Consider the following 21,241-nt stretch of genomic DNA (forward strand, 5'->3'; position numbering starts at 1 on the left):
CGCTGCGCCTCCTGTCTTGAACTCGCGCTTAATAGCCGGAGCTGACGTGACGCCGGGTGCGACGAGCGTGAGATGCAGCGGACCGAACGGCCTGAGGGCGGTGCCGGGGCGGGGAGTCCCGCAGGTGCCGACCGGGATCAGTGCTCGGTGTCGGCCTCAGAGACGGCCGCGTCCCGGTTCTGGCTCGCTGCCCAGCTGGCCAGCAGCTTCAGGGCGTCCGCGGCCAGGGTGCCGGGCTCGGCGCTGTACACGGTGATGGACAGCCCCTCGTCGCCGGGCAGGGCCAGCGACTCGTGCACCAGCTCCATCACGCCCACCGCCGGATGGTGGAACCGCTTGGTTCCCTCGGTGAAGACGTGCACGTCATGCGCGCCCCACATGGTGCGGAACACGTCGCTGCGGGTGGACAGCTCACCGATCAGGTTCGACAGCTCCCGGTCGTAGGGGTTCTTGGCGACCTCGACCCGCAGCACCCCCACTCCGTCGCGGGCCACGCGTTCCCAGTCGGGGAACAGCCGGGCGGCGCGGGGGTCGAGGAAGACGAACCGGCAGGTGTTGACCGGCTCCGCCTCGAACACCTCGCTGAACAAAGCGCGGGCGAGCGGATTGGCCGCCAGGATGTCCATGCGGCTGTTGCGCACGTACGCCGGCTGATCGTGCAGGCCCTCGACGATGCGCAGCACACTGGGCCGCACGGTCGCCTTCTTCGGGCGGCGTCGGACCCGGGCCCCACTGGTGTTGGCCGCCCGCGCCAGGGCGTAGAGGTGATCCCGCTCGGTGTCGTCCAGCCGCAGCGCCTGGGCGAGGGAGTCCAGGACGCTGTCGGAGACCCCGGTGAGATTGCCGCGCTCCAGACGCGTGTAGTACTCGACGCTCATCCCGGCCAGCATCGCGACCTCACCGCGGCGCAGCCCGGGCACCCGCCGCTGCCCGTACACCGGCATGCCCGCCTGCTCCGGCGTGATCTTGGCGCGGCGGGACGTGAGGAATGCGCTGACTTCGGCCCGGTTGTCCATGGAACCCAGCGTAGGAAAACAAAGCGATCAGTGGGGGTCCCTGTCAGTACCCCTCACCGCAGGGTCTCCCACAGCAGGGCCGGAGGCGATCCCTTGGGGGATTGCACCACTCCCAGGATCCCGGCCGGGCCGCACCATAGCGGCCAGTGCAACACACCGTCCGCACACCGGTCCTCATGCCCTGCGACGTGCGTCTGGCTCGGTCCGGCTGGTGGAACGTAGTCAGCCCCGGCCACCGCTTCCCATACGAAGTCGACATCCTCCACCGAGGTGATGGCTGCCTCATCAGCTGTTCCCTGCCCGGCCACGAGAGCTCCCCCGCCGGGGGCCCGGCACTCGCTTCGGGGTGCGCCGATCACTTGCGTGGCCGACCGTGTAAACGTACGCGGCGACCGCCAGGGTATGCCCGTAGCGCAGATTGCCCAGAATCGTGTCATCACCTTGGGCAAGAACAAGGGGCAGAGCCCCTCAGCCGCCGCTCGGCTCACTCGCCGAGGCCGCAGGCACGCGAGCGGAGTGCGCAGTTCCTGCAGACAGACAGCATGATCCGCTGCTCAAGTACCGGCACCGCAGGACGGCCGGGCCGTGCTCAACTAACGTCCCAGGGGAGTGCCCAAGTACCTCACATTCCTACAGCTCGTGCTGCTCAGGACGTGATCGGGTCGGGTTGGCTGCGGTGCGGGTGTGCGGCGTGGATGTACTTCATGGCGGTTCGGGGAGAGAGGCCGAAGAGGCGGATGAGGTGGAGGGGGTCGTCGGTGTGCTGGGCCTCGTTGAGGATGCGGTCCACGCGCAGGCGGCCGGCCTGGTGGCCATGGGCGCGCAGGGGCTTGTTGATCGCCTGGATCGATACCGGGGGCTGGCTGTCGTCGGTGGCGGTATGGGCGGTGAGCAGCAGGTAGGGGTTGGTGGTGGTGGGCCAGCGTCGGTGGCGTTCGGCGAGCCACTGCCGTGCCAGGCGGTAGGTGAGTTCGTCCAGGTAGAGGGTGTGGACGGGCTTGCCGGTGCGGCGCACGAGGAGGGTGGCGCGGCTGTGGTCGAGGTCGTCCAACAGCAGATGGCGCTGGTCGTGGGTACTCAGAGCGTGCACGGCGGCGAGCACGAAGCTGAGCCGGTCGCGGGCGTGGGGGAGGCGGTCGAGAGCACCACGCAGCATGTCGTCGGCCAGCGGTCGCGGAAGTACGACGGCGGTGGTCAGGGAGACGGTGCGGGCCGGGTCTCGGAAGATGAGCTTTTCGCGTTTGAGGGCCCGGAACAGTGAGCGTAGGGCAGTGGCCCGGGACTTGGCGGCTTCTCCCTGTATCGGTTCGAGGGCCTGTTCGATGTGGGTACGGGTGACGGCTCGCAGGTCGGTGACGCCGTCTTCGTACCAGGTGCGCAGTGGGGGCGCGGCCAGGCGCAGGTAGGAGCAGACGGTCGACGGGGCGAGCGGCAGGCTGGGGCGTGGAGCCGTGCCGCACAGGACGTCGATCCACCGGTTGATCGGGCCGCGGAACGGGGCGGGGGCGGTGTCAGCGAGGTGCCGGGCCCGGGCCAGAGCCGCATCCGAGTGCAGGTCGGGGGCGAGGCGTCCGGTCAGGCGCAGGTAGTTGATGACGCGGGCGCCCTCGAAGTGCTTGCGGCGGGCGATCAGCCGTACGTCCTCCTCCGGCAGCGGGGCGTCGGCTCCGAGGTGGGCGAGCAGGACGCGCAGGGTGCGGATGCTCCCGTTCATGCGGCCGGCGTCCCAGCCGCGGCTCTTGATGTGGGCGACGAACCCGTTCAGCAGGATCCGGGCGGCCGGGGTCAGGGCCGGGAGATGTCGTTCGTCCAGGCGGGTCCAGTCGCGCGGCAGGTGGAAGAGCTCCAGCTGGCCCGGCAGCGCGATATGTTCGGAAACAGGGCGGGCGGCCCGCGAGGCACGGATGGCTTCACGACGCTTGCGCTGAAGACGGCGGCGCCCGTAGAGGCCGCCTTTCCTGCTGCGTGGAGCAAGGGGACCGCCGAACCAGAGCTGGTCGCCGCCGTCCAGACGGATGCCGTCGAGGTCGTAGTCGGTCTCCGCGACGGTGAGCACGCATCGCCGGCAGTGGTCGTCGCGCAACGGCAGCCACCGGCCGCACCGGTGGCACGGGGCAGCCTGGCGGCCGGCACCCCAGTCCAGGCAGGGCGCGCACCGCTGGTCCCGCTCGTTCGTCCAGGCCAGGCACTCGCGACAGCTGCCCAGGCCGGCGGACATCCAAGAGGGCACCAGCCGCGGCCGCGGCGGTGCGAGCAGCCCGGCCCGCTTCAGGGCCTCGTGCAGGGTCGGCGCCATCTGCGGGAGATCCGCGAGCGTCTCGGGGTGTACCAGGCGCTCATCCGGGGGCCGGGCGGCCAGCGCGAGCCGGGCGCCCTCCTGCGTGTGGAAGTGCCAGGTCTGCCCGACGCGGCGTTCGGCGGCCATCTCCTGGAGCACCGCCTGGACTTCGGGGAAGTCGGGGATGGTCCGGCCGCGGATGCGCTGGCCGTGGGCGCGGGTAAAGGTCCTGGGCCAGGGCGCGAACAGCCCGAGCTGGCCGGGGGCTTCCTCCACGCACACCACGGGGTCGTCAAGGGCTGGCGGTACCCGGCCTCGGGCCCACGGCGCGAGCCTCTGCCGCCGGCCCGAGGCGGCGCGGTTGCGCAGCGGGTTGCTGTTCAGCGCCAGACCTTCGATGCGCACGGCCAGTTGCAGCGGCCGCCCGGCAGGCAGGGCGCGCCGTTCGAACTCGGCATGCACCCACGCCGGGTCCTGACCGAGCCGGACCGCGATCCGGCATCCCCGGCAGGTGCCGTCCGCGCCGACGATCCCCGGCCAGCCGCACCGACGGCAAACCGCCTCCCGCAGGCCTCCCGCAACCCTCTGGTAAGAGCCGCTACGGCACTCGCAGCACATGCCGGAACCCGTGATGGCGCCCCAGGCCGCACACAGGCCGCACGAGCCGGGACTGTTCACCCGTGCCACCCGGCTCAGTTCGGCGGCAGTCGCCGCACGGCGCCCTTGCCGCCGCTCTGCTTCGGCACCGGCCGCTGGCCGCTGCCCGCACCCGAGCCATGGCCGACCGCCCGCTGCCCCTCCTGCTCCCCGGATTCGCTGCCAGCGAGCGGCTCGGCCTCCATCAGATCGGCGACCGTGCACTTCAACGCAGCGCAGATCATGTCGAGATCATCCAGCCGCACGGTCACCGGCCGGGCCGACCACAGCGCGCACACCTTGCTCAGCGACGGGGTGAACCCGACCGCCTCGAACGCGGTCTTCAGGTCACTGGGCCGCCAGATGTCCTGCCTGGCCGCCACCCAGCGCAGATTCCACTTCACGCCGTCACGTCTCCCCGCTCAGCCGGCGCACCGCGCGCCGGGACGACTCCAGACTGGCCCGCTCCGGGTCCGCTTTCGCACTCGCCAGATAACCGACCGTCGTGGTCGGCCAGGTATGCCCCAGCAGCACTTGAACGTCCCAAAGCGGCATCCCCGACTCGTAGTTGTGCGTCGCGCAGGCGTGCCGCAGCAGATGCGGGAACAGCACCGTCACCGTGCCCTTCAGATGGGCAAGCGACGCCGCCCGCAGCGACCGGCGGAAGGTGTCGGCGCAGACCGGCGGCGCAACCGCTACCTCGGCACCGAGCGCGGACGGCAGCCGCTCGGAAGGAAACAGCGGAGCGTACGGATCCAGCGCATCGTCCGGGAACAGGCCCCGGACCTCCTCGATGTACCACCACAGCAGCTCGCGGCCCTCCGCGAACATGAACGCCTCGCGCTCGCGCGGGCCCGACCCGCGCGAGCCCTTGCCCTTGACGAGGAAGCGGCCCCACTGGCCGTTGTCCCAGTGCAGGTCACCCAGCCTCACCAGGCACAACTCGGTTGCCCGCACCCCGGAGATGTAGGCGGTCTTGGCCATCACGTAGTTGCGGACCGCGACCGGATACTTGCGCGCCGAGCCCAGTTCCTGGCGCCACGCGGCGAAGAACGCCGTCATCTCCGCGCGCGAGGGCGGGATCCGCAGCCCGAAGTCCCCGCGGTGCCGGGGCCGGTTGAAGGCATCGATCGGTGACTCCACCACTGTCCCGAACCGCCGCCGGATCTCCCCGGCGTATCGCTGTTCGAGGAACGCGAAGTACAGGTCGATGCTGGTGATCTCCTTACGGACCGTGGTGTGACCGCGCTTGCCCGCCCCCGCGAAGTACTGGTCCAGTTGGCGCGGCGACAGCTCCCAGGGCAGAGCGTCGTAGAAGGTGCACACCTCGATCACGGGCTGTACCAGACGGTTCAGCGTCGTCGGCGCGAGCCCCGCTACATCCCGCGCCCAGCAGTACTCCGCGAGCGTGTCCTGGTAGAGCGCCTGCTCCGCCTCCCGTGACGACGGGTGAACACCGCGACGCTGAAGGGTCAGGACGTCGGCCAGGCCCTCCTCCTGCCCGGGAGGCTGGCCTGGCGAGCCGCGCCCGCTGATCAGCGAGAAGCGGCGAGTATCGGAATCCGCCACGGACACGCAAATTACGGAAGTAGCGCCCGGAATCTGCGAGTTACTGGCAGAACTTCACCCTTTCGAGTGGACGTGACTCCCGATTCGCCAGCCAGCGTGAACAGGTCGAACGCCCGGTAGCGGGATGAGGTCGAACCCGTCGGTACTCCAGTTGCACACATCGCGCCGGCCGACCCGCGCGGGGAAGGCGGCCGCCGGCAGGCAGGCGCCTGGTGACACTCACCTACCGGCCGGCTGTCACTGCCCTAGTCTCGCGGCTCCGTGTAGCGAACCGCGGGGGTCGGCTGGTTGCCGCCCCTGACAAAGGCGGCCTCTGCGGCAAGCAAGGCGTCCAGAGCTGAGTCCTGGCCCTCCAGACCAGGGGCACAGACGGTCTCACCGAGGCGCAGCCCGGCCAGGCTGGCCGCTGCGACGTCCTCGGGCGACATCGCCCAGGGGATGTTGCGGCCGGCGCCACTGTTCCACTCCGTTGCCACAACGCCGGGGCACACCACCTGGACGCGAACCGGGGTGTCGGCGAGCTCATCGGCGAGGGTGCGCGTGAAGCCCAGGACGGCGGACTTCGCGGCGACATACAAGGTGCGCCGGGGTGCCCGCGAGTCAGCAAGGCCCGCACTGAAGGCGAGGAGTGAGGCGACGGTGACGATCACACCTTCGCCCGCCGCGAGCATTCCGGGGAGTGCGGCGTGGACCAGCCGGACGGGGGCGACGGCGTTGAGGGTGAGCAGGCGGTCGATGTCGGCAGGGTCGACGTCGACGAGCGGGGCGTAGCCGCCGGCACCGGCGTTACTGATCAGCATGCGCACGTCCCCGGCGGTCAGCCGGTCGGTGACAGCGGCGATGCCGTCATGGGCCATGAGGTCGGCGGGCAGCACCTCGACGGCTGCTCCATGGGCGCGGAGTTCCTGGGCAAGCTCGGCGAGCCGGTCGGCGCGTCGCGCGACCAGTACCAGGTCGTGATCGTCCGCCAGGAGACGGGCGTAGGCGGCGCCGATGCCGGAGGAGGCGCCAGTGATCAAAGCAATGGGGCGAGTCATGGAAGCAGGGTCCATCAACCTGTAGGCAGATGTCAAACGTTTGATGCCACTGAAGTGTCGTATCCTTCTCGCGTGATACGCAATGATGAGGAGCCGGTCGGGCTCGGCGCGCTCGACCGGGTGACCTGGGCGTTGCGCCGCGCGGAGCTGGCGGTACAGAACCTCAAGGAGCAGCGGCTGCGTCCGCTGGGCATGGTGGCGGCGCACTACACTCTCCTGATCTCCGTGCACGACGAGCCGGGGCTGACCGGCGCCGAACTTGCCCGCCGCCTCAACGTGACCCCACAGGCCGTCGCCTCACTGGTGGCGCGCCTGGAGGGCCGCGGCCAGTTGGAGAGACGTGAGCATGCGCGCCACCGGCACATCCAGGAGCTGCACCTCACCGACGCCGGTCGGGAGGCGTTGCGCGCGGCCGACGCAGTGATCGCCGACATCGAGCGGCAGGTCACCGATGGTGTCGGCTCCGAGACAGCAAAACTGCGAACACTGCTCGACCAAGTGGCCGAGGCGGTTCGCGAAGTCTCGGCCCACGGTCCCGACTGAGCGTCACCCAAGAGGTGGCATCCGAGGTGACCCATGGGGAGGGTCGACGCCATGTGGCCCGCCGACCGCACGCAGATCACGAGGATCACGCGACGGACGTGCGGAGGTGTCGGATTCGATCTCCTCCGTCACCACACCCTCCCGCCTTGGGGGACTCCCGGCGTCACCACCTGCTGCACGCCAGGCCCTTTCGCGCGATGCAGGACATCAGCCGCTCGGCCGGATCAAGAGTGAGTGATGCACTTGATGGCAATCAAGTAGCTTGACAGGCGCCCAGGTGTCGTATCCTCATCGGGTGACAAAGGATGATGAGCGGTCGATCCCTGCCGAGCACCTGACCCGGGTGACCTGGGCCCTGCGGCGGGCGGAGTGGGCCGTGCAGGCCCGGAAAGAGCAACGGCTACGACCGCTGGGCATCGCGGCCGCGCAGTACACCCTGCTGATCTCCGTCCACACCGATCCCGGCCTGACCGGCGCGGAACTGGCCCGCCGCCTGAACGTCACTCCGCAAGCAGTGGCCTCCCAGGTGGCCCGCCTGGAGGAGCGGGGTCAACTGGAACGCCGAGCGCACCCGCGCCACCGTCACGTGCAGGAGCTGCACCTCACCGACGCCGGCCGCGACTCCCTGCGGGATGCCGAGGCCGTGATCGTGGACATCGAACAGCGGATCGCCGAGAAGCTCGGTCCGAAGAAGGCCGCGCAACTGAGGGCACTGCTGGACGAGGTGGCCGACGTGGTCCGGGAGGCGTGAGCCGGCGGGCCTGCCGACCTACTCCCCTGGAGATCAGCGCGGCTTCACGGGTGGTAGGCGCCTCGTGAGTCGGCTGTTGGCCGTCGGCCATTCAGCGCATCCCCATACCGCCCTCGACGACGGATGCCTCGCGCCACGTCGCCGGGCGGGCTGGTGCACCGCGACGCGGCGGGAGCTTCGTCGGCCGCGCTTCGCACGGCCGGTCTGCGCTCCTCACCGCTCGGCGTCCACGACCGCGCCCAGCTCGTGGTGATCGCCGACCAGGATGGCCGCGCCCACCCCGGTGCGTGACCGACCGCTCACCACTCGGTGCGCCGGGGGCCTGCCGCTGCGGGAAGCGCTTGTGCGGGGGTTACGACGCCGTCACGAGGCCATGCAGAGGCTGCGCGGGAAGGTGTATGGGGCCGGTGCTGTGTGAAAGAGGCCGACCCGTGGCGCGGTTGGTGTGGGCGATGATCTCCGACGTGATGGAGATCGCTGTCTCCTCGGGCGTAAGGGCTCCGAGGTCCAGGCCGATCGGTGAGTGCAGACGCTCCAGTTGGTCCTGCGAGACGCCGGCTTCCCGGAGCAGGTCGACGCGACGCTCGTGGGTGCGTCGCGAACCCATGGCGCCGACGTAGCCGACGGGGAGGGTCAGTGCCAGACACAGCAGGGGGATGTCGAACTTGGCGTCGTGGGTGAGGACGCAGACGACGGTGCGGGCGTCGGTCTCGGTGGCCGCGAGGTAACGGTGGGGCCACTCGGTGACGACCTCGTCGGCGTACGGGAAGCGGGCCGGGGTGGCGAAGACCGGGCGGGCGTCGCAGACGGTCACCCGGTAGCCGAGGAAGCTCCCCGCCCGGCTGAGGGCGGCGGCGAAGTCGACGGCGCCGAAGATCAGCATACGGGGGCGGGACGCGTGCACGTGGACGAGGACGGTGAGCTTGCGTGGGCAGGTGCCGTCGTCCGGGTTCTCCGCTTCTCCCCCACCGCCGCCGACCTCGATCGAGGCGGTACGGCCCGCCCGCAGGAGCGCACGCGCATGCGCCACGACCGCCCGGTCCTCGCTCTCGACCCCGAGTGTGCCGTCGTGGGTGCCCTCGGCGGGGATGTGGAGCATACGGCCGACAAGTTCACCGGGACCGTCGACGACGTGGGCTACGGCCGACGGACGCCCCGCGATCACGGTATCGAGGGCAGCGGCGAGATGGGGTTGGGCGCCGGGTTCCACGCGCTGTACCAGGACACCGATCTCCCCGCCGCAGGTCAGGCCGGCGGCGAGGGCATCCGAGTCGGAGTACCCGAAGGAAACGCGTGCGGGGGCGGCGCGGTCTGCCAGCACTTGGCGGGCCAATTCGTACACCGCAGCTTCGACGCAGCCGCCGGAGACGCCACCGACCGCGTTGCCGTCGGCGTCCACCGCCAGTGCGGTGCCGACCGGCAGGGGTGCGCTGCCTCTGACGTCGATGACGGTGGCGAGGGCGAACGGCCGGCCCTCGTGGCACCAGTCGTACAGTGTGTCCGTGATGTTCAGCATGGGGGGCTTTCCGTGAGGTGGGGTCAATGGGCCGTCGCCGCGCCCTAGGGGAGGAAACCGCGACGACGGCCCTGGTACCCGGGCAGCCGCGTGTTGTGGGGTACACCGGCCGCCCGGGGGCTCAGAGCAGTGCTTCCGCGGTGATGGGCAGTTCGCGGATGCGGCGGCCGGTGGCGTTGAACACCGCGTTTGCGATGGCGGGCGCCACTCCGACGATGACGACCTCACCGAGTCCCTTGACGCCGATGGGGTCGGCTTCGTAGTCCTCCCCGTCGATGAAGATCGCCTTCAGGTCGTGGATGTCGGCGTGGCTCGGCACGAGGTAGTCGGCGAAGTTCGCGTTGACGATCCGACCGTCGCGGTGATCGGTGACCGTGTGCTCAAGGAGGGCCTGACCGATCCCCCCGGTCATGGCCCCGATGGCCTGGCTGTCGGCGAGCCTCGGGTTGACGATCCGGGCGGCGTCGTAGACACCGAGCATGCGCCGCACCCGCACCAGGCCGAGGCGGGCGTCGACAGCCACCTCGGCGAAGATCGCGGAGTAGGCGTAGAGAGAGAACCTCTCCGGCTCCGGCGCCCCGGCGTACGAACCGAGCACTTCGAGATGGGTCCGGTCGTTGCGGGCCAGGAGCCGCTGGTAGGTCTCCCCGCGGGTGGGCTCGTCCGTCACGTACAGCCGGCCGCCTCGTACGACGATGTCGGCGGCGTCGGCGCCGTGCAGCGGTGATCCCTCGTCCTTGACCGCGAGCGTGATCGCCTGCCTGCGCAGCTTGTCGCAGCCGTCCTGGACGGCGGATCCGACACTGGCCATGGTCATCGAGCCGGCGTGGACGGGCGCCGGGGGCATGAGGGAGTCCCCGAGCCGGAAGGTCACCTGGCGCATGGTCAGGCCGAGGGCGTCGGCGGCGACCTGGCTCATGGACGTGGCCGTACCGGGCCCCATGTCGCTGGTCGAGGACTGCACCAGGGCGGTGCCGTCGGCGTCGAGCCTGACCGAGGCCTGGGCCTCGCTGCGCGCGGTGTCGTAGACACCGGCCGCCATACCCATGCCGATGAGCCAGTCACCGTCACGCGTCGAGCGCGGCTTGGGGTTGCGCCGGTGCCAGCCGAACTCGCGGGCGCCCACGCGGTAGCAGTCCCGCAGGCGGCGGGTGGAGAACGCCAGGTTGCTGGACTCGTCGTCGGACGGTTCGTTGCGCAACCGCAACTCGATCGGGTCCACGCCCAGTTCGTGGGCGAGTTCGTCCATGGCCGACTCGACGGGGTAGGCGCCGCTGGCGTAGCCGGGGCCGCGCATGAACCACGGCGTGCTCACATCGAGCGGGACGTGGTCGTACGCCTGGCGGACGTTGGGCGTGCTGTAGAGCATCCGGCCCGGGACGAGAACGCTCTCGCTGTACGTCTCGTAGCGGGAGGACTCGGCGCGGACGTCGTGCGTCGACGCGGTCAGGCGGCCCCCTCGGTCGGCGCCCAGTCGCAGTCCGTACTCGTATGCGGGCCGGAATCCCACGGTGAAGTACATCTGCCTGCGGGTGAGGACGAGTTTCACGGGACGTTTCACTTCGCGTGCGGCCATGGCCGCGATGACGGAGTGCACCCAGGTGCGGGCGGCGTTGCCGAAGGCTCCGCCGACGAACGGCGAGATGACTCGGATGTTCCCCGGAGGGATGCCGAACTCGCCGGACAGGGTGAACACGGCGCCCTGCACGTACTGGGTCTTCTCCCAGACGGTCAGCCGGTCGCCGTCCCAGTGGGCGACGATGCCGGCCGGTTCCATCGGGTTGTGGTGGTTGCGGGCCGTCCGGTACGCGCTCTCGAGCCGGACGGGGGCGGAGTCCAGGGCCCGGTCGGCGTCGCCGCGTGCATAGGTCTGGGTTTCTCCGTCGGCGTCGCCGACGCTCAGGTCGGTCGAGGAGGTCTCGGCGGCGTAGGAGACCTTCACCAGGCTCGCGGCGTGCTGCGCGACCTCCAGCGTGGTCGCCACCGCGACCGCGACCGGCTGTCCGAAGAACTGGACCCGGTCGTCCTGGAAGGCACGCAGCGGCTTGCCCGGCGGGAACCGCCCTTCGACGGGCGGCAGCTTGGGCGCGTTGAGGTGGCTGATCACCTTCAGGACGCCTGGCTGGGCTTCGGCGGCGCGGGTGTCGACGCCCGTGATCCGGCCGCGGCCGATGCTGCTTTCCACGATGACCGCGTGCACGACTCCGTCGGGATTGTTGTCGGCGGCGTACTTCGCTCCCCCGGTCACCCTCAGCCGTGCGTCGACCCGGGGCAGCCCCGCACCGACTGCTGCCTGCGGCTGGCTCATTTGATGCCTCCAACGGTGCGCAGCTGGCGCTCGACGGTGCGTTTGAGCAGCTCGGCCTTGAAGCCGTTGTGCGTGAGGGGGTGGGCCCCGTCGGCCGCGTGCTCGGCGGCCTGTGCCCACAGCCGGTCGGAGGGGCGTTCGCCGATGAGGTGGGCCTCGACGGCAGGCAGCTTCCACGGCACGGTGCCCACACCGCCGGCGGCGACCTTCGCCTCGCGGATGATGCCGCTGCGGATGTGCAGCGCGACCGCGGCCGAGGTGAGCGCGAACTCGTAGGACTGGCGGTCGCGCACCTTCAGGTAGCCGGACTTCAGCGGGCGCGCGTGGGCCGGGATTTCCACAGCGGTGATCAACTCGCCTTTACGCAGGGCCTGTTCGCGGCTCGGCGTGCTGCCCGGCCGGAGCAGGAAGTCGCCGAAGGCGACACGGCGCTCCCCGTCCGGGCCCAGCAGGTGCACCGTCGCCTCCAGTGCCGCGAAGGCCACGGCGACGTCGGAGGGGTGGGTGGCCACGCAGTGGTCGGAGGTGCCGAGGATCGCGTGGCTGCGGTTGTAGCCCTGCAGCGCGGCGCACCCGGAGCCGGGCTCGCGCTTGTTGCAGGCGGCGCTCACGTCCCGGAAGTAGGCGCAGCGGGTGCGCTGCATGATGTTGCCGCCGATGGTGGCCATGTTCCGCAGCTGGGCCGAGGCGCTCAGCTCCAGCGCCTCGGAGACGACGGGATACAGGACACGCACCTTGGGGTGGGCGGCGGCCTCGGCCATGCGGACCAGGGCGCCGATGCGCAGGCCTCCGCGCTCGGTGACGGTGACCTCGCGCAGCGGCAGGGTGCTGATGTCGACCAGCGAGCCGGGGCGTTCGACGGTCTCCCGCATCAGGTCGACGAGCGTCGTGCCGCCGGCGATGTAACGCCCGCCGCGCCAGCCCGCGTGGAGTGCCTCACGCAGGTCCGCGGCTTTGGTGTAGGTGAAGGGATACATGGAGAGCGGTCCTCACTTCCGGCCGGCGGCCTGCTCGACCGCCCGCTCGATCTTCACGTAGCAGCCGCAGCGGCAGAGGTTGCCGCTCATCCACTCCCGGATCTCCTCCGGTGAACCGGTGTGACCCTCCTGGATGCATCCGACGCCGGACACGATCTGGCCCGACGTGCAGAAGCCGCACTGGAAGGCGTCCTGATCGATGAACGCCTGCTGCAGTGGGTGAAGTCGGTCGCCCTTCGCCAGGCCCTCGATCGTGATGACCTCGGCGCCCTCCAGCCGCACCGCCAGCGTCAGACAGGAGTTGACCCGGCGTCCGTCGACCAGGACCGTACAGGCCCCGCAGGCACCGGCGTTGCAGCCCTTCTTCGAGCCGGTCAGGTCGAGGTGCTCGCGCAGCAGGTCCAGCAGCGAGGTGCGGTTGTCGACCGTGACGGTGCGCCGGACGCCATTGACCGTCAGGGAGAGGCGGCTGCCTGGCGGACCCTCGACAGCCACCGCTCCCTCGGCGGCGAGCGCGGGCGGCGCCGCGATCAGGCCGCCTGCCACAGCGGCTCCTCCGACAACGGTGGTCGCGACGATGACGGTACGCCGGGTGGGTGGTGGTGTGGGGGTCGCGCCAGGGGGAGTCACGGCTTGGGGGGAACGTTCGGTGGACATGTCCACTCTCCCTCGGTGGGGGGTGCGGGTGGTGGTCAGGGGCGTATCGATGGCCGAGCCGCACCGCGAAGACGCATGCGGACCGCTGATCCCGCCGGCGTGATGGCAGGAGATGGGTGGCGGCACCGGGCAGTACGGCGGCTTCGGCGCCCCGGTGGGTGTTGAGCGCGAAATCCTTGTCTTCCAGGCCCACCCATTCCTCCGGGCGCAGCGCGGCAATGCCTGCGGAGCGGCGCGAAGCCGCTTACCTTGGCGAGGCCATCCCACAGCCGGACGTCACCGGCGGTCAGCAGGTCCGCCACCGCTGTGTGGGCCCGGCGTCGCTTGATGGCCGGGCCGTTCGGCCGGGCCGCCGGGAGGAAGGCGCAGCCGTCGGCCAAGGGCACGGCACAAGCGTGACCGCCGGCCGAGGAGCCGTCGGTGATCAGGGCCAGCGTTCGATGCACTTGCCCAGCATTAACCTCTTGATTCACATCAAGCAAGCCTAATTGTATCAAGCACCTTTACACTCACTCCTCTCGACGCCCGTGCCCACACCAGGGACCGCCGACGAGGAGGACTGTCGACCGCGCGCTGCACGCTGCCGCGTCCGTACTCAGGACGACATCGCGTTCGGCCGTAGGACCGATCCCGGGTAAAAGGCCGGGCGAAGTCCCACAGGGGGCCAAGGAGGGCCGCCGGCCAGGGCAGACCGGGCTGGAAGCACCTCAGCCCTTCCGGTCCGGCGCCGAGGATTCGCTGGACAAGCTGGTCAACGGCCACGGGACGCGCCGCTGCCGTTCCCGGTCCAGGAAGATCGCGAAGCTGAGCCCTAAGAGAAAGCTGAAGATCGGGAAGAAGCGTTCCTGGACGAACAGGTTCAGGAACTGCGGGATCGGGAGCCAGTGGAAGGTGCTGGAGGTCTGTTCCATGGGGGTGATCTGGTTGATGTTCACCAGGAGGATGCCGCAGAGCGCGAACCCGCGCAGGGCGTCGAGCGCAGTGATCCGTGGTGCGGTTTCCCGTCGGGGCGCCGGAGTCGCTGCCGTGTCCTTGAGCTCCGGAGTCGTGAGATTCATGAGGCCCACGATGCTGCCGAGTGGCAGCTGATTGCTTCGGCCCGGGGACCGATCTGCCTCGCCCTCACTTGGGCGGGCAGCGCCAAGGTAAGCAGACGAGGGACAGTCCGAGGAGCACGGCGTCCCAAGCCGCAGGCAACGTACCGCGTCTGGGCCAGGAAATGCAGGAGGGCCAGCCCGCCGAGGCGGACACGTCGACACCGGCCAGGGCGCGGGTCACGCCGCAGGGCTTCCTCAGACCGGCGCCCACCAGGACGCGGGCGGCGGTCGCGCGGTACGGGTCATCGGGCGACCGCGAGGGTGACGAGGGCGCACAGGATGAGGCACAGCCCGGCGAGCGCCGCCAGGGCAACTTCGAGAATGGTGAATGCCTGCATGCCGTCGACGATCCGCCGTACCGTCGCGTCCGTCCTCGACCGCCGGACCGGTCCAGGGCGGCCGGCATCGGCCTGCGGGCCGACCCGCTGCTCGGCCATACATCCGTACCCTGTGCGGCGTGGAACCCGATACTCCGCTCTCCCCGGCCGTCCAGCGCGCCATCACGGTCTCCCTCTGCGGAGGCCTGGTCCTGGTGTGGCTGTTCGACCTAGCGGCCCACTACGACCCGCAGAACCGCTGGTCGAGCTGGCTGACCCTGGTCTCCGGCCCCCTCGCCGCCGCCGCGCTGCTCCTTCCCGCCCGCCGGCCGGGCCCCGAATGGCGGGCCGGCGCCGCCGCGCTGGGCTCCCTGGCCCTGACCGTGGGCCTGCATGCGTATGCCCGTCTCAACAGCGGTACCTGGGGCCTGCTGGAAACCTTCGCCCTGCTCGTGCTGCTCTCCCGGACCGCACGGCGAGTGGAACGCCCTGCCACCGCCATGACACTGTCGGTGACGCTGGCTGCCGCGGTGATCGCTTTGCCACTGCGCTGGAGCACGGGCCCCGACATCTCCGAGTACTCCTTCGTGCTGACGTTCGCCGTCGGCGGCGCCGCGGGCCTCGGTTGCTATCTGCGCCTCCTGGACGCCCGCCGGGCCCATGCCGTGACCTCCGTACGCCACAACGAGCGCCTGGAACTCGCCCGGGAACTGCACGACTTCGTCGCTCACCACGTCACCGGCATCATCGTGCACGCCAACGCCGCGCTGATGATCCAGGAGACCTCGCCGGAGCAGATCAGGCCCCTGCTGGAGGGCATCTCCCGAGCCGGCGGGGAGACCCTGGACTCCATGCGCCGCCTGGTGCGGGTGCTGCGCGAGGACGACCACCAGACCACCCGCCCGGGTCAACTGCTGACCGAGCTGAACCGCCTGGTCTCCGCGTTCGCCGAGAACGGGACCGCGGCGGCGCTGGTCATCGCGCCCGAGGTGCGCGAGATCCGGGTGGCTCCGGAGGTGGAGACGTCCGTCCACCGCGTGGTGCAGGAGGCGCTGACCAACGTACGCCGCCACGCCCATGGTGCGGACGTCGTCGTCCGCCTCGAACTGGACCCTCAAGGTCACCTCCGGGTGGAGGCGCGCAACGCGGCGCCGCAGACGCGCGCCACCGGGCCGATCGGCGGGCGGGGCGGCTTCGGCCTGGTGGGCCTGCGGGAACGCGTGGAGGCCGTGGAGGGGTCGCTGACCAGCGGCCGGACAGCGGACGGCGGCTGGTGCGTGAGTGCCGCCTTCCCCGTCCTGGCGGCTGTGGAAGGATCATCAGCATGAGTGACGGCAGTGATCGCAACGGCTCGCGGACGCGGGTACTGATCGCCGACGACCAGGAGATGGTGCGCACCGGCTTCCGGCTGATCCTCAACACCCAGCCCGACCTGGAGGTGATCGGCGAGGCGGCCGACGGCGCCCAGTGCGTCGAACTCGCCCGCAGGATGCGCCCCGACGTGTGTCTCGTCGACATCCGCATGCCCCGGCTGGACGGTCTGGAGGTCACCCGGGCCCTGGCCGGACCCGGCGTCACCGACCCGATGCGCGTGGTCGTGGTGACCACCTTCGACCAGGACGACTACGCCTACACCGCCCTACGCAACGGCGCCTGCGGCTTCCTCCTCAAGGACGCCGGCTCCACCCTGCTGATCGAGGCCGTGCGCTCCGCCGCCCGCGGGGACGCCCTGATCTCCCCCGCCGTCACCGTCCGGCTCCTCAAGCACCTCGCCGGACAGCAGCCGCCGGCAGCGGTGCCGCATCCACTGTCCGAACGGGAGCTCGACGTCGCACGTCTGGTGGCGGTGGGCCGCACCAACCAGGAGGTCTGCGGCGAGCTGTACGTCTCCCTGGGCACGGTCAAGACCCACCTGGCCAACATCAAGGACAAGCTCGGCGTGCGCAACCGCGTAGAAATCGCCGCCTGGGCCTGGGACGCCGGTCTCGTACGCGACCGCCAGACGCCGCCCACCTGACGTGGAAGTCGGCCTCCAGGCCGACCCCGGCCGCACGCTGTCGGCCGCCAGGCCAAAGCGCGGCCACCGTCCGGCGGGCCCCTCTCCCGGTGACAGCCTCACCCAAGCAAGCGCATCGCAGGAGATAACCATGAAATACGTCGCTGTGTCCCTGGCGACCGCCGCCGCCGTTGCCGTGGGCGGGCTCGCGTACGTGGCCGCACCGCGGCTGCTGAGCACGGAGTCGACCAGCGCCGTCGGTTCCACGGGGAGTGTGAGCCGTGCGGAGGTCGAGAAGCAGGTCCGCGAGAACTACTCCCTGCCGCTCGTCCAAAAGACGCCGAAATCCGTGAGCTGCGCCGGAGGTCTCAGGCCGCGACAGCGCGACTCGGTCGAGTGCACTGTGACGTCCGGGAACGGGAAGCAGCAGAAGATCATGGTGTCCGTGACCAAGGCCAAGGGGAACAGCGTCTCGTACGACTACGCGGTGCTGGCGGACTGAAGTCGGCCCAAGTCCCGTTGGGCCCCAAAAGGAAGGTGCCGCATGACGCATTCCAGGTCATCGTGGGAATCTTCCACCTCTGTCCCGGGGGAACAGGTCTCGGAGGCGTTCAGAGACCGTCCAGGCTGCTTGACACCGTAGCCGTCGCCGCGTGGCGCGGACGGCCTCGGGACGCCTGCGCGGCATCGCCCGTTCAGATCACGATGAAGTCGTCTTGCCACGGCAGCTCACCTGTACGGGCCTCTCACACCCGTCGTACCAGCCAGCCGATCTCCGGCCCGCCCGGTCGGCGCGCGCTATTCGCTCCACAGGAACATGCCCTTTCGACCATCCGTGGTCTGTGCCCTGAGCGCCGCGTGTCTGGCAGGGTGCAGTGCGCAGACGGCGCGACCCGGATCCAGGGCCGGACCCCGAACAGGATTCCCTGGTCGGGACCCATGTCCATGGAGAACGGGCGGTCCGAGCCCCGACAGCCCCCTGGCCTGACAGATCTCACCGAACACACCCCCCTCTGTCCGTGTGGAGCGGCACGGCTGGGGCTCCCCCGGGGGTGCCCCTATGGGTTTGGTCAAGGTGGCGGGCCAAGATGGCGGCATGGCGACCTGGTTCCGCACCTACTACGAAGACGAAGATCTGTGGCTGTATTTCGAGGCCGATGACGAGGGCTGGGCGGCGCGTCAGGTTGAGGTCCGGGAGAAGGACTCGCAGCCGGTGACTGCTGCTTCTTTGGCAGAGGTCCTGCACTTGCGCGATCACGCCGATCTCGCGGCGATGGGCCGTTATGAACGGCAGTACGGCGTTCTCGCCGAAGGCCCCATGGACGGCTGGCAGGACCAGCCCCAGGCAGCCGAGATCTCCGCGGAGGAGTTCGAGCGCCTGTGGGTGGAGGCCAGGCGAACCCTTGATGTTTCAGACTGACTTGGCTGGCTGGGGTTCGTAGAAGGTGCCGTCGCGGAGCATGGCGAAGAGGACGTCGGCTCGTCGTCTGGCGAGGCAGAGAAGGGCTTGGGTGTGGTGCTTTCCCTGGGCGATTTTCTTGTCGTAGTAGGCCCTTGGCCGGGTCGGCCAAGGCGGCGAACGCGGATAGGAAGAAGGCCCGCTTCAGCTGTTTGTCGCCGCGGCGGGAGGGCTGTTCACCGCGGGTCGAGGAGCCCGAACTCCTGGTCGCGGGGGCCAGACCTGCGTAGGAGGCCAGGTGGGCGGCGGTCGGGAAGGTGCTGGCGTCGCCGACGTCGATGAGGATGCGGGCTCCGGTCCTGACCCCGATGCCTGGCATCGAGATCAGGACCTTCGAAAGAGGATGGGTCTCCAGGAGTTCCTCGATCCTTGTGGCGAGGAGTTTGCGCTGGTCAAGGACGGTTACCAGCTGTCCGGCCAGGCTGGGGACAATCAGCGCGGCCGCGGCCGTATGGCCAGCAGCTGGTCGACGAACACCAGTTGGTAGTGCGCGCCAGCACCTACAGCCCGCTTCCGGTGCCGGGAGACGAGCCTGGCCTGGTGACGCTCGTGCCGCAACGGGCCGATCTCAGCGCCGAGTTCAGCGATCACACCAGCCGACAAGCTCGTGATCCTACGATTTCTGATGATCACTGCGCGAGTCGCGTTCCCCACCACCTGGCCATGATCAGGAGCTCGACCTCGCATGGTCACCCATGCACGAACCCGTTGGGCCGTTTTTCAGAAGTCCTGGTCGAGCCTGACTGGGCGTCCGGGGCGGTGGCGGGTGGCGATCCAGAGGATGAGGTCGTGCGTGATGCAGTTGATGCTGGTCTGGGTGGTCACCTCGTGTTCGTCGCGTCGGACGATTTCGTAGCCGCCTTCGTCGAGGACGGCCACGGAGGTTGACCAGCCCGGGTCGTCCTGGTCGGGCTGGATGACGACGAAGGTGTTGTCGGTGTCGTTGAGGTCGTCGATCGGCATGAAGAGGGCGTCTTCGGAGGAATCACCGATGTGGTGGCCGTTCTCGCTGTCGGCGTAGTAGTACGGAGCCGTCATGGGGCATCTCTCCCTTGTGCGAGGCGCTGACGGGATGCCGGGCCGGCATGCCACGTGGGTCGGTCGGCCCGGCCGGGTCGGAGCCAGTCGTCGATCGCGGCGATCCGGACGTCGGCCTCCAAGCGGGCGGTGAGTTTGCCCAAGCGGGTGGCGACGGCCCGGTTCCTCGGCCGCTTCGCGAGCAAGGTCACCCGTCCTGCCTCGCGCATAGAATCTGCTCATGGCCAAGAACCGCGCCGTGAAGCGGACCTTCAGCGCAGCCGCAGGCGAACACAGCCCCGGCGGGCAGACCGAGCCGGCAGAGAGCAGCGAGGCTGCGGAACCGATCCGGTGGCTGAATGAGGAGGAACTCCACGCCTGGATGGCCCTGGTCGGCATGGTGACCAAGCTGCCCGCGGCAATGGATCGGCAACTCCAGCAGGACGCCGGGCTCACCCACTTCGAGTACCAAGTCCTCGTGGGCCTGTCCCGGGCCCCCGAGCACACCCTTCGCATGAGCGAGCTGGCCGGCTTCACCGCGAGTCAGTTGCCGCGTCTCTCCCAGGTCGCCACCCGCATGGAGCGGCGCGGCTGGCTCACCCGCCGTCCTGATCCCACCGACGGCCGTTACACCCTGGCCGGCCTGACCGAGGCAGGGATGGTGAAGCTGGAGGCCAGCGCCCCTGGTCATGTCAGCGCGGTCCGCCGCCTCGTCTTCGACAGCCTTTCCCCCACGCAGGTGCGTCAGATGGGCCAGATTGCGCAGCGCATCATGCAGGCAGCGGGTAGCGCCGAACTCCACTGAGCCTTGAGGCCGTGACGCCTCGGTTCAGGCACTCGACATGACTTCACGTGTGAAGTGCATCACTCGACACATCAGTTGCGCCGTGAAGTGACGCCGGATATAACTTCATGCATGAAGTGATCGGGAGGGCGCGGCGACCACGCCATCGCCCACCGTCCGCACCAGGCATCCACGGTCCACGGCCACGTCATGCCCGTTGACGCGGGCAGGTCGCCGAGGAACGACTCCGAGATGCGTAAGCACGTTCCATACAAAGACGCGGGAGCAATGTCATGACAGAAGAGTCCGGCAACACCCTGGCCACGAGGCGCGGAATGATCGGGATGGCGGGGGCGGTCGCGGGCGGACTTGCGGTCAGCCAGATGGCTGCCGGCAGCGCCTCGGCCGCCACCGGCACCAGCGGATCGAACGCCACGCGGACGATCAGCCTGGCCCAGGCCCAGCGGCTCACCGAGGCCGCCATCCGCTATGTGCGCGCCCACTCGGCCCTTCCACCCATGTATGTCCTGGTCGTCGACGCCGCCGGCGAAGCCAAGGCATCCCTGCGTATGGACAACAACAGCTCGGCGGCGGCCGCATTGGTCCCGCAGAAGGTACACACCGCACGCACGTACCGGGCCGCCACCGCCGACCTGGCCTCCAACATCAAGGACCCGGCCCAGATCGCCTCCCACGTCGCCAATGGCGCCAGCCTGCTGGCCGGTGGTCGACCGATCTTCGAGAACGGCCAGTTCATCGGCGCCCTCGCCGTCGGCGGAGGCACCCCGGCCCAGGACGACGAGGTCGCCCGCGCCGCACTGGCCGCGCTCTGACTCCCTGAGGAGCAGGCACGCCGTCTTCACCCCTGCACACCTCGTGCAGGACCGCCCGCCTCCTGGTCACCACGGCTGCGGATGCCCCGTCGGCCGGCGCATCCGCAGCCGCGCAACACCGGGACCCCCGCGCCCGCCCGGCTGCAACCCGTGGCCGGCCGGCTTCCCCTTCCGGCCATCGTGCCCCCCACCTCAGCCGGCGCATCGCCGCCGGACCCACCACCACTGAACGCATCGGTCGGCCGGTTCAGGACCCTCTCGACGTTCACCAACTCCTCCCGTTCGGCCCGGACCTCCTGAAGCTGCTCAGCCAACTCCTCGGCGAGCGTGCCCGGTTCACTCCGGCGAGTCGTGATCCGCTCGTCCACCCGGTACCGCTCGTCGTGGCGAACCAGCTCAACGACGACCTTGAAACCGGCGTCCATTCAATGAAGACAGCCGTTCCAGGAG

23 protein-coding genes and 1 pseudogene are annotated in these 21,241 nt (G+C 69.9%); 9 read left to right on the plus strand and 15 right to left on the minus strand.

What is annotated here, in order from left to right:
• Positions 1–137: 137 nt before the first annotated feature.
• The 5 genes from ACWBNA_RS38610 to ACWBNA_RS38630 form a co-directional block, all read right to left on the minus strand.
• Entirely contained in the window at positions 138–1,016 is an 879-nt protein-coding gene (locus ACWBNA_RS38610) for a helix-turn-helix transcriptional regulator (protein WP_482709207.1), read from the minus strand.
• 646 nt (positions 1,017–1,662) lie between these two features.
• Complete coding sequence (locus tag ACWBNA_RS38615) at positions 1,663–3,756, minus strand: hypothetical protein (protein ID WP_482709208.1); 2,094 nt, start codon at positions 3,754–3,756, stop codon at positions 1,663–1,665.
• Between the two features lie 230 nt (positions 3,757–3,986).
• A complete protein-coding gene (locus tag ACWBNA_RS38620; RefSeq protein ID WP_482709209.1) occupies positions 3,987–4,334 on the minus strand; it encodes a helix-turn-helix domain-containing protein in 348 nt (115 codons plus the stop codon).
• 4 nt (positions 4,335–4,338) lie between these two features.
• Positions 4,339–5,499, minus strand: coding sequence for a tyrosine-type recombinase/integrase (locus ACWBNA_RS38625; RefSeq protein ID WP_482709210.1), 1,161 nt, complete (start codon positions 5,497–5,499; stop codon positions 4,339–4,341).
• Between the two features lie 245 nt (positions 5,500–5,744).
• Positions 5,745–6,536 (minus strand): SDR family NAD(P)-dependent oxidoreductase, encoded by a 792-nt coding sequence (locus tag ACWBNA_RS38630; RefSeq protein WP_482709212.1) that lies wholly within the window; start codon positions 6,534–6,536, stop codon positions 5,745–5,747.
• Positions 6,537–6,608: 72 nt separating this feature from the next.
• Here ACWBNA_RS38630 and ACWBNA_RS38635 point away from each other — a divergent pair, with 72 nt between their 5' ends.
• From ACWBNA_RS38635 to ACWBNA_RS38645, 3 genes are all read left to right on the plus strand, one after another.
• On the plus strand, positions 6,609–7,079 hold the full coding sequence (locus tag ACWBNA_RS38635) for a MarR family winged helix-turn-helix transcriptional regulator (protein ID WP_482709213.1): 471 nt from the start codon (positions 6,609–6,611) through the stop codon (positions 7,077–7,079).
• 295 nt (positions 7,080–7,374) lie between these two features.
• Positions 7,375–7,830 carry a MarR family winged helix-turn-helix transcriptional regulator gene (locus tag ACWBNA_RS38640; RefSeq protein ID WP_284434780.1) on the plus strand — a complete coding sequence of 152 codons (456 nt, stop codon included), beginning with the start codon at positions 7,375–7,377 and terminating at the stop codon, positions 7,828–7,830.
• 123 nt (positions 7,831–7,953) lie between these two features.
• Positions 7,954–8,121 (plus strand): hypothetical protein, encoded by a 168-nt coding sequence (locus tag ACWBNA_RS38645; RefSeq protein WP_284434781.1) that lies wholly within the window; start codon positions 7,954–7,956, stop codon positions 8,119–8,121.
• 61 nt (positions 8,122–8,182) lie between these two features.
• On the opposite strand, the gene ACWBNA_RS38650 is transcribed toward ACWBNA_RS38645, so the two are convergent.
• The 6 genes from ACWBNA_RS38650 to ACWBNA_RS38675 form a co-directional block, all read right to left on the minus strand.
• Positions 8,183–9,346 (minus strand): XdhC family protein, encoded by a 1,164-nt coding sequence (locus ACWBNA_RS38650; protein ID WP_482709214.1) that lies wholly within the window; start codon positions 9,344–9,346, stop codon positions 8,183–8,185.
• Positions 9,347–9,467: 121 nt separating this feature from the next.
• On the minus strand, positions 9,468–11,654 hold the full coding sequence (locus ACWBNA_RS38655) for a xanthine dehydrogenase family protein molybdopterin-binding subunit (RefSeq protein ID WP_482709216.1): 2,187 nt from the start codon (positions 11,652–11,654) through the stop codon (positions 9,468–9,470).
• Entirely contained in the window at positions 11,651–12,631 is a 981-nt protein-coding gene (locus tag ACWBNA_RS38660) for an FAD binding domain-containing protein (RefSeq protein WP_482709217.1), read from the minus strand. The genes ACWBNA_RS38655 and ACWBNA_RS38660 overlap by 4 nt, the downstream gene beginning before the upstream one ends.
• 12 nt (positions 12,632–12,643) lie before the next feature.
• On the minus strand, positions 12,644–13,288 hold the full coding sequence (locus tag ACWBNA_RS38665; RefSeq protein WP_482709218.1) for a (2Fe-2S)-binding protein: 645 nt from the start codon (positions 13,286–13,288) through the stop codon (positions 12,644–12,646).
• Positions 13,289–13,995: 707 nt separating this feature from the next.
• On the minus strand, positions 13,996–14,346 hold the full coding sequence (locus ACWBNA_RS38670; protein ID WP_482709219.1) for a hypothetical protein: 351 nt from the start codon (positions 14,344–14,346) through the stop codon (positions 13,996–13,998).
• Between the two features lie 281 nt (positions 14,347–14,627).
• Complete coding sequence (locus tag ACWBNA_RS38675; protein WP_482709221.1) at positions 14,628–14,822, minus strand: hypothetical protein; 195 nt, start codon at positions 14,820–14,822, stop codon at positions 14,628–14,630.
• A gap of 20 nt (positions 14,823–14,842) precedes the next feature.
• On the opposite strand from ACWBNA_RS38675, the gene ACWBNA_RS38680 reads away from it, so the two are divergent.
• From ACWBNA_RS38680 to ACWBNA_RS38695, 4 genes are all read left to right on the plus strand, one after another.
• Positions 14,843–16,030, plus strand: coding sequence for a sensor histidine kinase (locus ACWBNA_RS38680; protein ID WP_482709222.1), 1,188 nt, complete (start codon positions 14,843–14,845; stop codon positions 16,028–16,030).
• Positions 16,027–16,719, plus strand: a complete 693-nt coding sequence (locus tag ACWBNA_RS38685; RefSeq protein WP_482709223.1) for a response regulator — start codon at positions 16,027–16,029, stop codon at positions 16,717–16,719. Before ACWBNA_RS38680 ends, ACWBNA_RS38685 begins: the two co-directional genes overlap by 4 nt.
• 130 nt (positions 16,720–16,849) lie before the next feature.
• A complete protein-coding gene (locus tag ACWBNA_RS38690) occupies positions 16,850–17,200 on the plus strand; it encodes a DUF4333 domain-containing protein (RefSeq protein ID WP_482709225.1) in 351 nt (116 codons plus the stop codon).
• A gap of 558 nt (positions 17,201–17,758) precedes the next feature.
• Complete coding sequence (locus tag ACWBNA_RS38695; protein WP_482709226.1) at positions 17,759–18,118, plus strand: hypothetical protein; 360 nt, start codon at positions 17,759–17,761, stop codon at positions 18,116–18,118.
• Here the strand turns inward: ACWBNA_RS38695 and ACWBNA_RS38700 are convergent.
• The 3 genes and pseudogenes from ACWBNA_RS38700 to ACWBNA_RS38710 all read right to left on the minus strand — a co-directional run.
• Positions 18,110–18,608: pseudogene (locus ACWBNA_RS38700) on the minus strand (transposase); the annotation flags it as partial. The gene ACWBNA_RS38695 and the pseudogene ACWBNA_RS38700 overlap by 9 nt on opposite strands.
• Positions 18,590–18,760 carry a hypothetical protein gene (locus ACWBNA_RS38705; protein ID WP_482709227.1) on the minus strand — a complete coding sequence of 57 codons (171 nt, stop codon included), beginning with the start codon at positions 18,758–18,760 and terminating at the stop codon, positions 18,590–18,592. The pseudogene ACWBNA_RS38700 and the gene ACWBNA_RS38705, both read right to left, overlap by 19 nt.
• Before the next feature lie 117 nt (positions 18,761–18,877).
• The gene (locus ACWBNA_RS38710; RefSeq protein WP_482709228.1) at positions 18,878–19,195 is read right to left on the minus strand and encodes a hypothetical protein; all 318 of its coding nucleotides are present in this window, start codon (positions 19,193–19,195) and stop codon (positions 18,878–18,880) included.
• A gap of 220 nt (positions 19,196–19,415) precedes the next feature.
• Between ACWBNA_RS38710 and ACWBNA_RS38715 the strand changes: the two genes are divergently transcribed.
• Both ACWBNA_RS38715 and ACWBNA_RS38720 read left to right on the plus strand, forming a co-directional pair.
• The gene (locus ACWBNA_RS38715; protein ID WP_482709230.1) at positions 19,416–19,979 is read left to right on the plus strand and encodes a MarR family winged helix-turn-helix transcriptional regulator; all 564 of its coding nucleotides are present in this window, start codon (positions 19,416–19,418) and stop codon (positions 19,977–19,979) included.
• A 272-nt stretch (positions 19,980–20,251) separates the two neighbouring features.
• Positions 20,252–20,791 carry a GlcG/HbpS family heme-binding protein gene (locus ACWBNA_RS38720; protein ID WP_482709232.1) on the plus strand — a complete coding sequence of 180 codons (540 nt, stop codon included), beginning with the start codon at positions 20,252–20,254 and terminating at the stop codon, positions 20,789–20,791.
• Positions 20,792–20,817: 26 nt separating this feature from the next.
• Here ACWBNA_RS38720 and ACWBNA_RS38725 read toward each other — a convergent pair whose 3' ends face one another.
• Positions 20,818–21,216 carry a hypothetical protein gene (locus ACWBNA_RS38725; protein WP_482709234.1) on the minus strand — a complete coding sequence of 133 codons (399 nt, stop codon included), beginning with the start codon at positions 21,214–21,216 and terminating at the stop codon, positions 20,818–20,820.
• Positions 21,217–21,241 lie beyond the last annotated feature (25 nt).

The sequence above is a fragment of the Streptomyces sp. Q2 genome (assembly GCF_056820935.1).

What these genes read in the sequence shown, in the direction of transcription:
- ACWBNA_RS38610 (WP_482709207.1), bottom strand. Translation starts at nt 1,016, where the DNA reads ATGGACAACCGGGCCGAAGTCAGCGCATTCCTCACGTCCCGCCGCGCC.
- ACWBNA_RS38630 (WP_482709212.1), bottom strand. Translation starts at nt 6,536, where the DNA reads ATGACTCGCCCCATTGCTTTGATCACTGGCGCCTCCTCCGGCATCGGC.
- ACWBNA_RS38645 (WP_284434781.1), top strand. Translation starts at nt 7,954, where the DNA reads ATGCCTCGCGCCACGTCGCCGGGCGGGCTGGTGCACCGCGACGCGGCG.
- ACWBNA_RS38650 (WP_482709214.1), bottom strand. Translation starts at nt 9,346, where the DNA reads ATGCTGAACATCACGGACACACTGTACGACTGGTGCCACGAGGGCCGG.
- ACWBNA_RS38655 (WP_482709216.1), bottom strand. Translation starts at nt 11,654, where the DNA reads ATGAGCCAGCCGCAGGCAGCAGTCGGTGCGGGGCTGCCCCGGGTCGAC.
- ACWBNA_RS38660 (WP_482709217.1), bottom strand. Translation starts at nt 12,631, where the DNA reads ATGTATCCCTTCACCTACACCAAAGCCGCGGACCTGCGTGAGGCACTC.
- ACWBNA_RS38665 (WP_482709218.1), bottom strand. Translation starts at nt 13,288, where the DNA reads ATGTCCACCGAACGTTCCCCCCAAGCCGTGACTCCCCCTGGCGCGACC.
- ACWBNA_RS38670 (WP_482709219.1), bottom strand. Translation starts at nt 14,346, where the DNA reads ATGAATCTCACGACTCCGGAGCTCAAGGACACGGCAGCGACTCCGGCG.
- ACWBNA_RS38675 (WP_482709221.1), bottom strand. Translation starts at nt 14,822, where the DNA reads ATGGCCGAGCAGCGGGTCGGCCCGCAGGCCGATGCCGGCCGCCCTGGA.
- ACWBNA_RS38685 (WP_482709223.1), top strand. Translation starts at nt 16,027, where the DNA reads ATGAGTGACGGCAGTGATCGCAACGGCTCGCGGACGCGGGTACTGATC.
- ACWBNA_RS38690 (WP_482709225.1), top strand. Translation starts at nt 16,850, where the DNA reads ATGAAATACGTCGCTGTGTCCCTGGCGACCGCCGCCGCCGTTGCCGTG.
- ACWBNA_RS38695 (WP_482709226.1), top strand. Translation starts at nt 17,759, where the DNA reads ATGGGTTTGGTCAAGGTGGCGGGCCAAGATGGCGGCATGGCGACCTGG.
- ACWBNA_RS38710 (WP_482709228.1), bottom strand. Translation starts at nt 19,195, where the DNA reads ATGACGGCTCCGTACTACTACGCCGACAGCGAGAACGGCCACCACATC.
- ACWBNA_RS38715 (WP_482709230.1), top strand. Translation starts at nt 19,416, where the DNA reads ATGGCCAAGAACCGCGCCGTGAAGCGGACCTTCAGCGCAGCCGCAGGC.
- ACWBNA_RS38720 (WP_482709232.1), top strand. Translation starts at nt 20,252, where the DNA reads ATGACAGAAGAGTCCGGCAACACCCTGGCCACGAGGCGCGGAATGATC.
- ACWBNA_RS38725 (WP_482709234.1), bottom strand. Translation starts at nt 21,216, where the DNA reads ATGGACGCCGGTTTCAAGGTCGTCGTTGAGCTGGTTCGCCACGACGAG.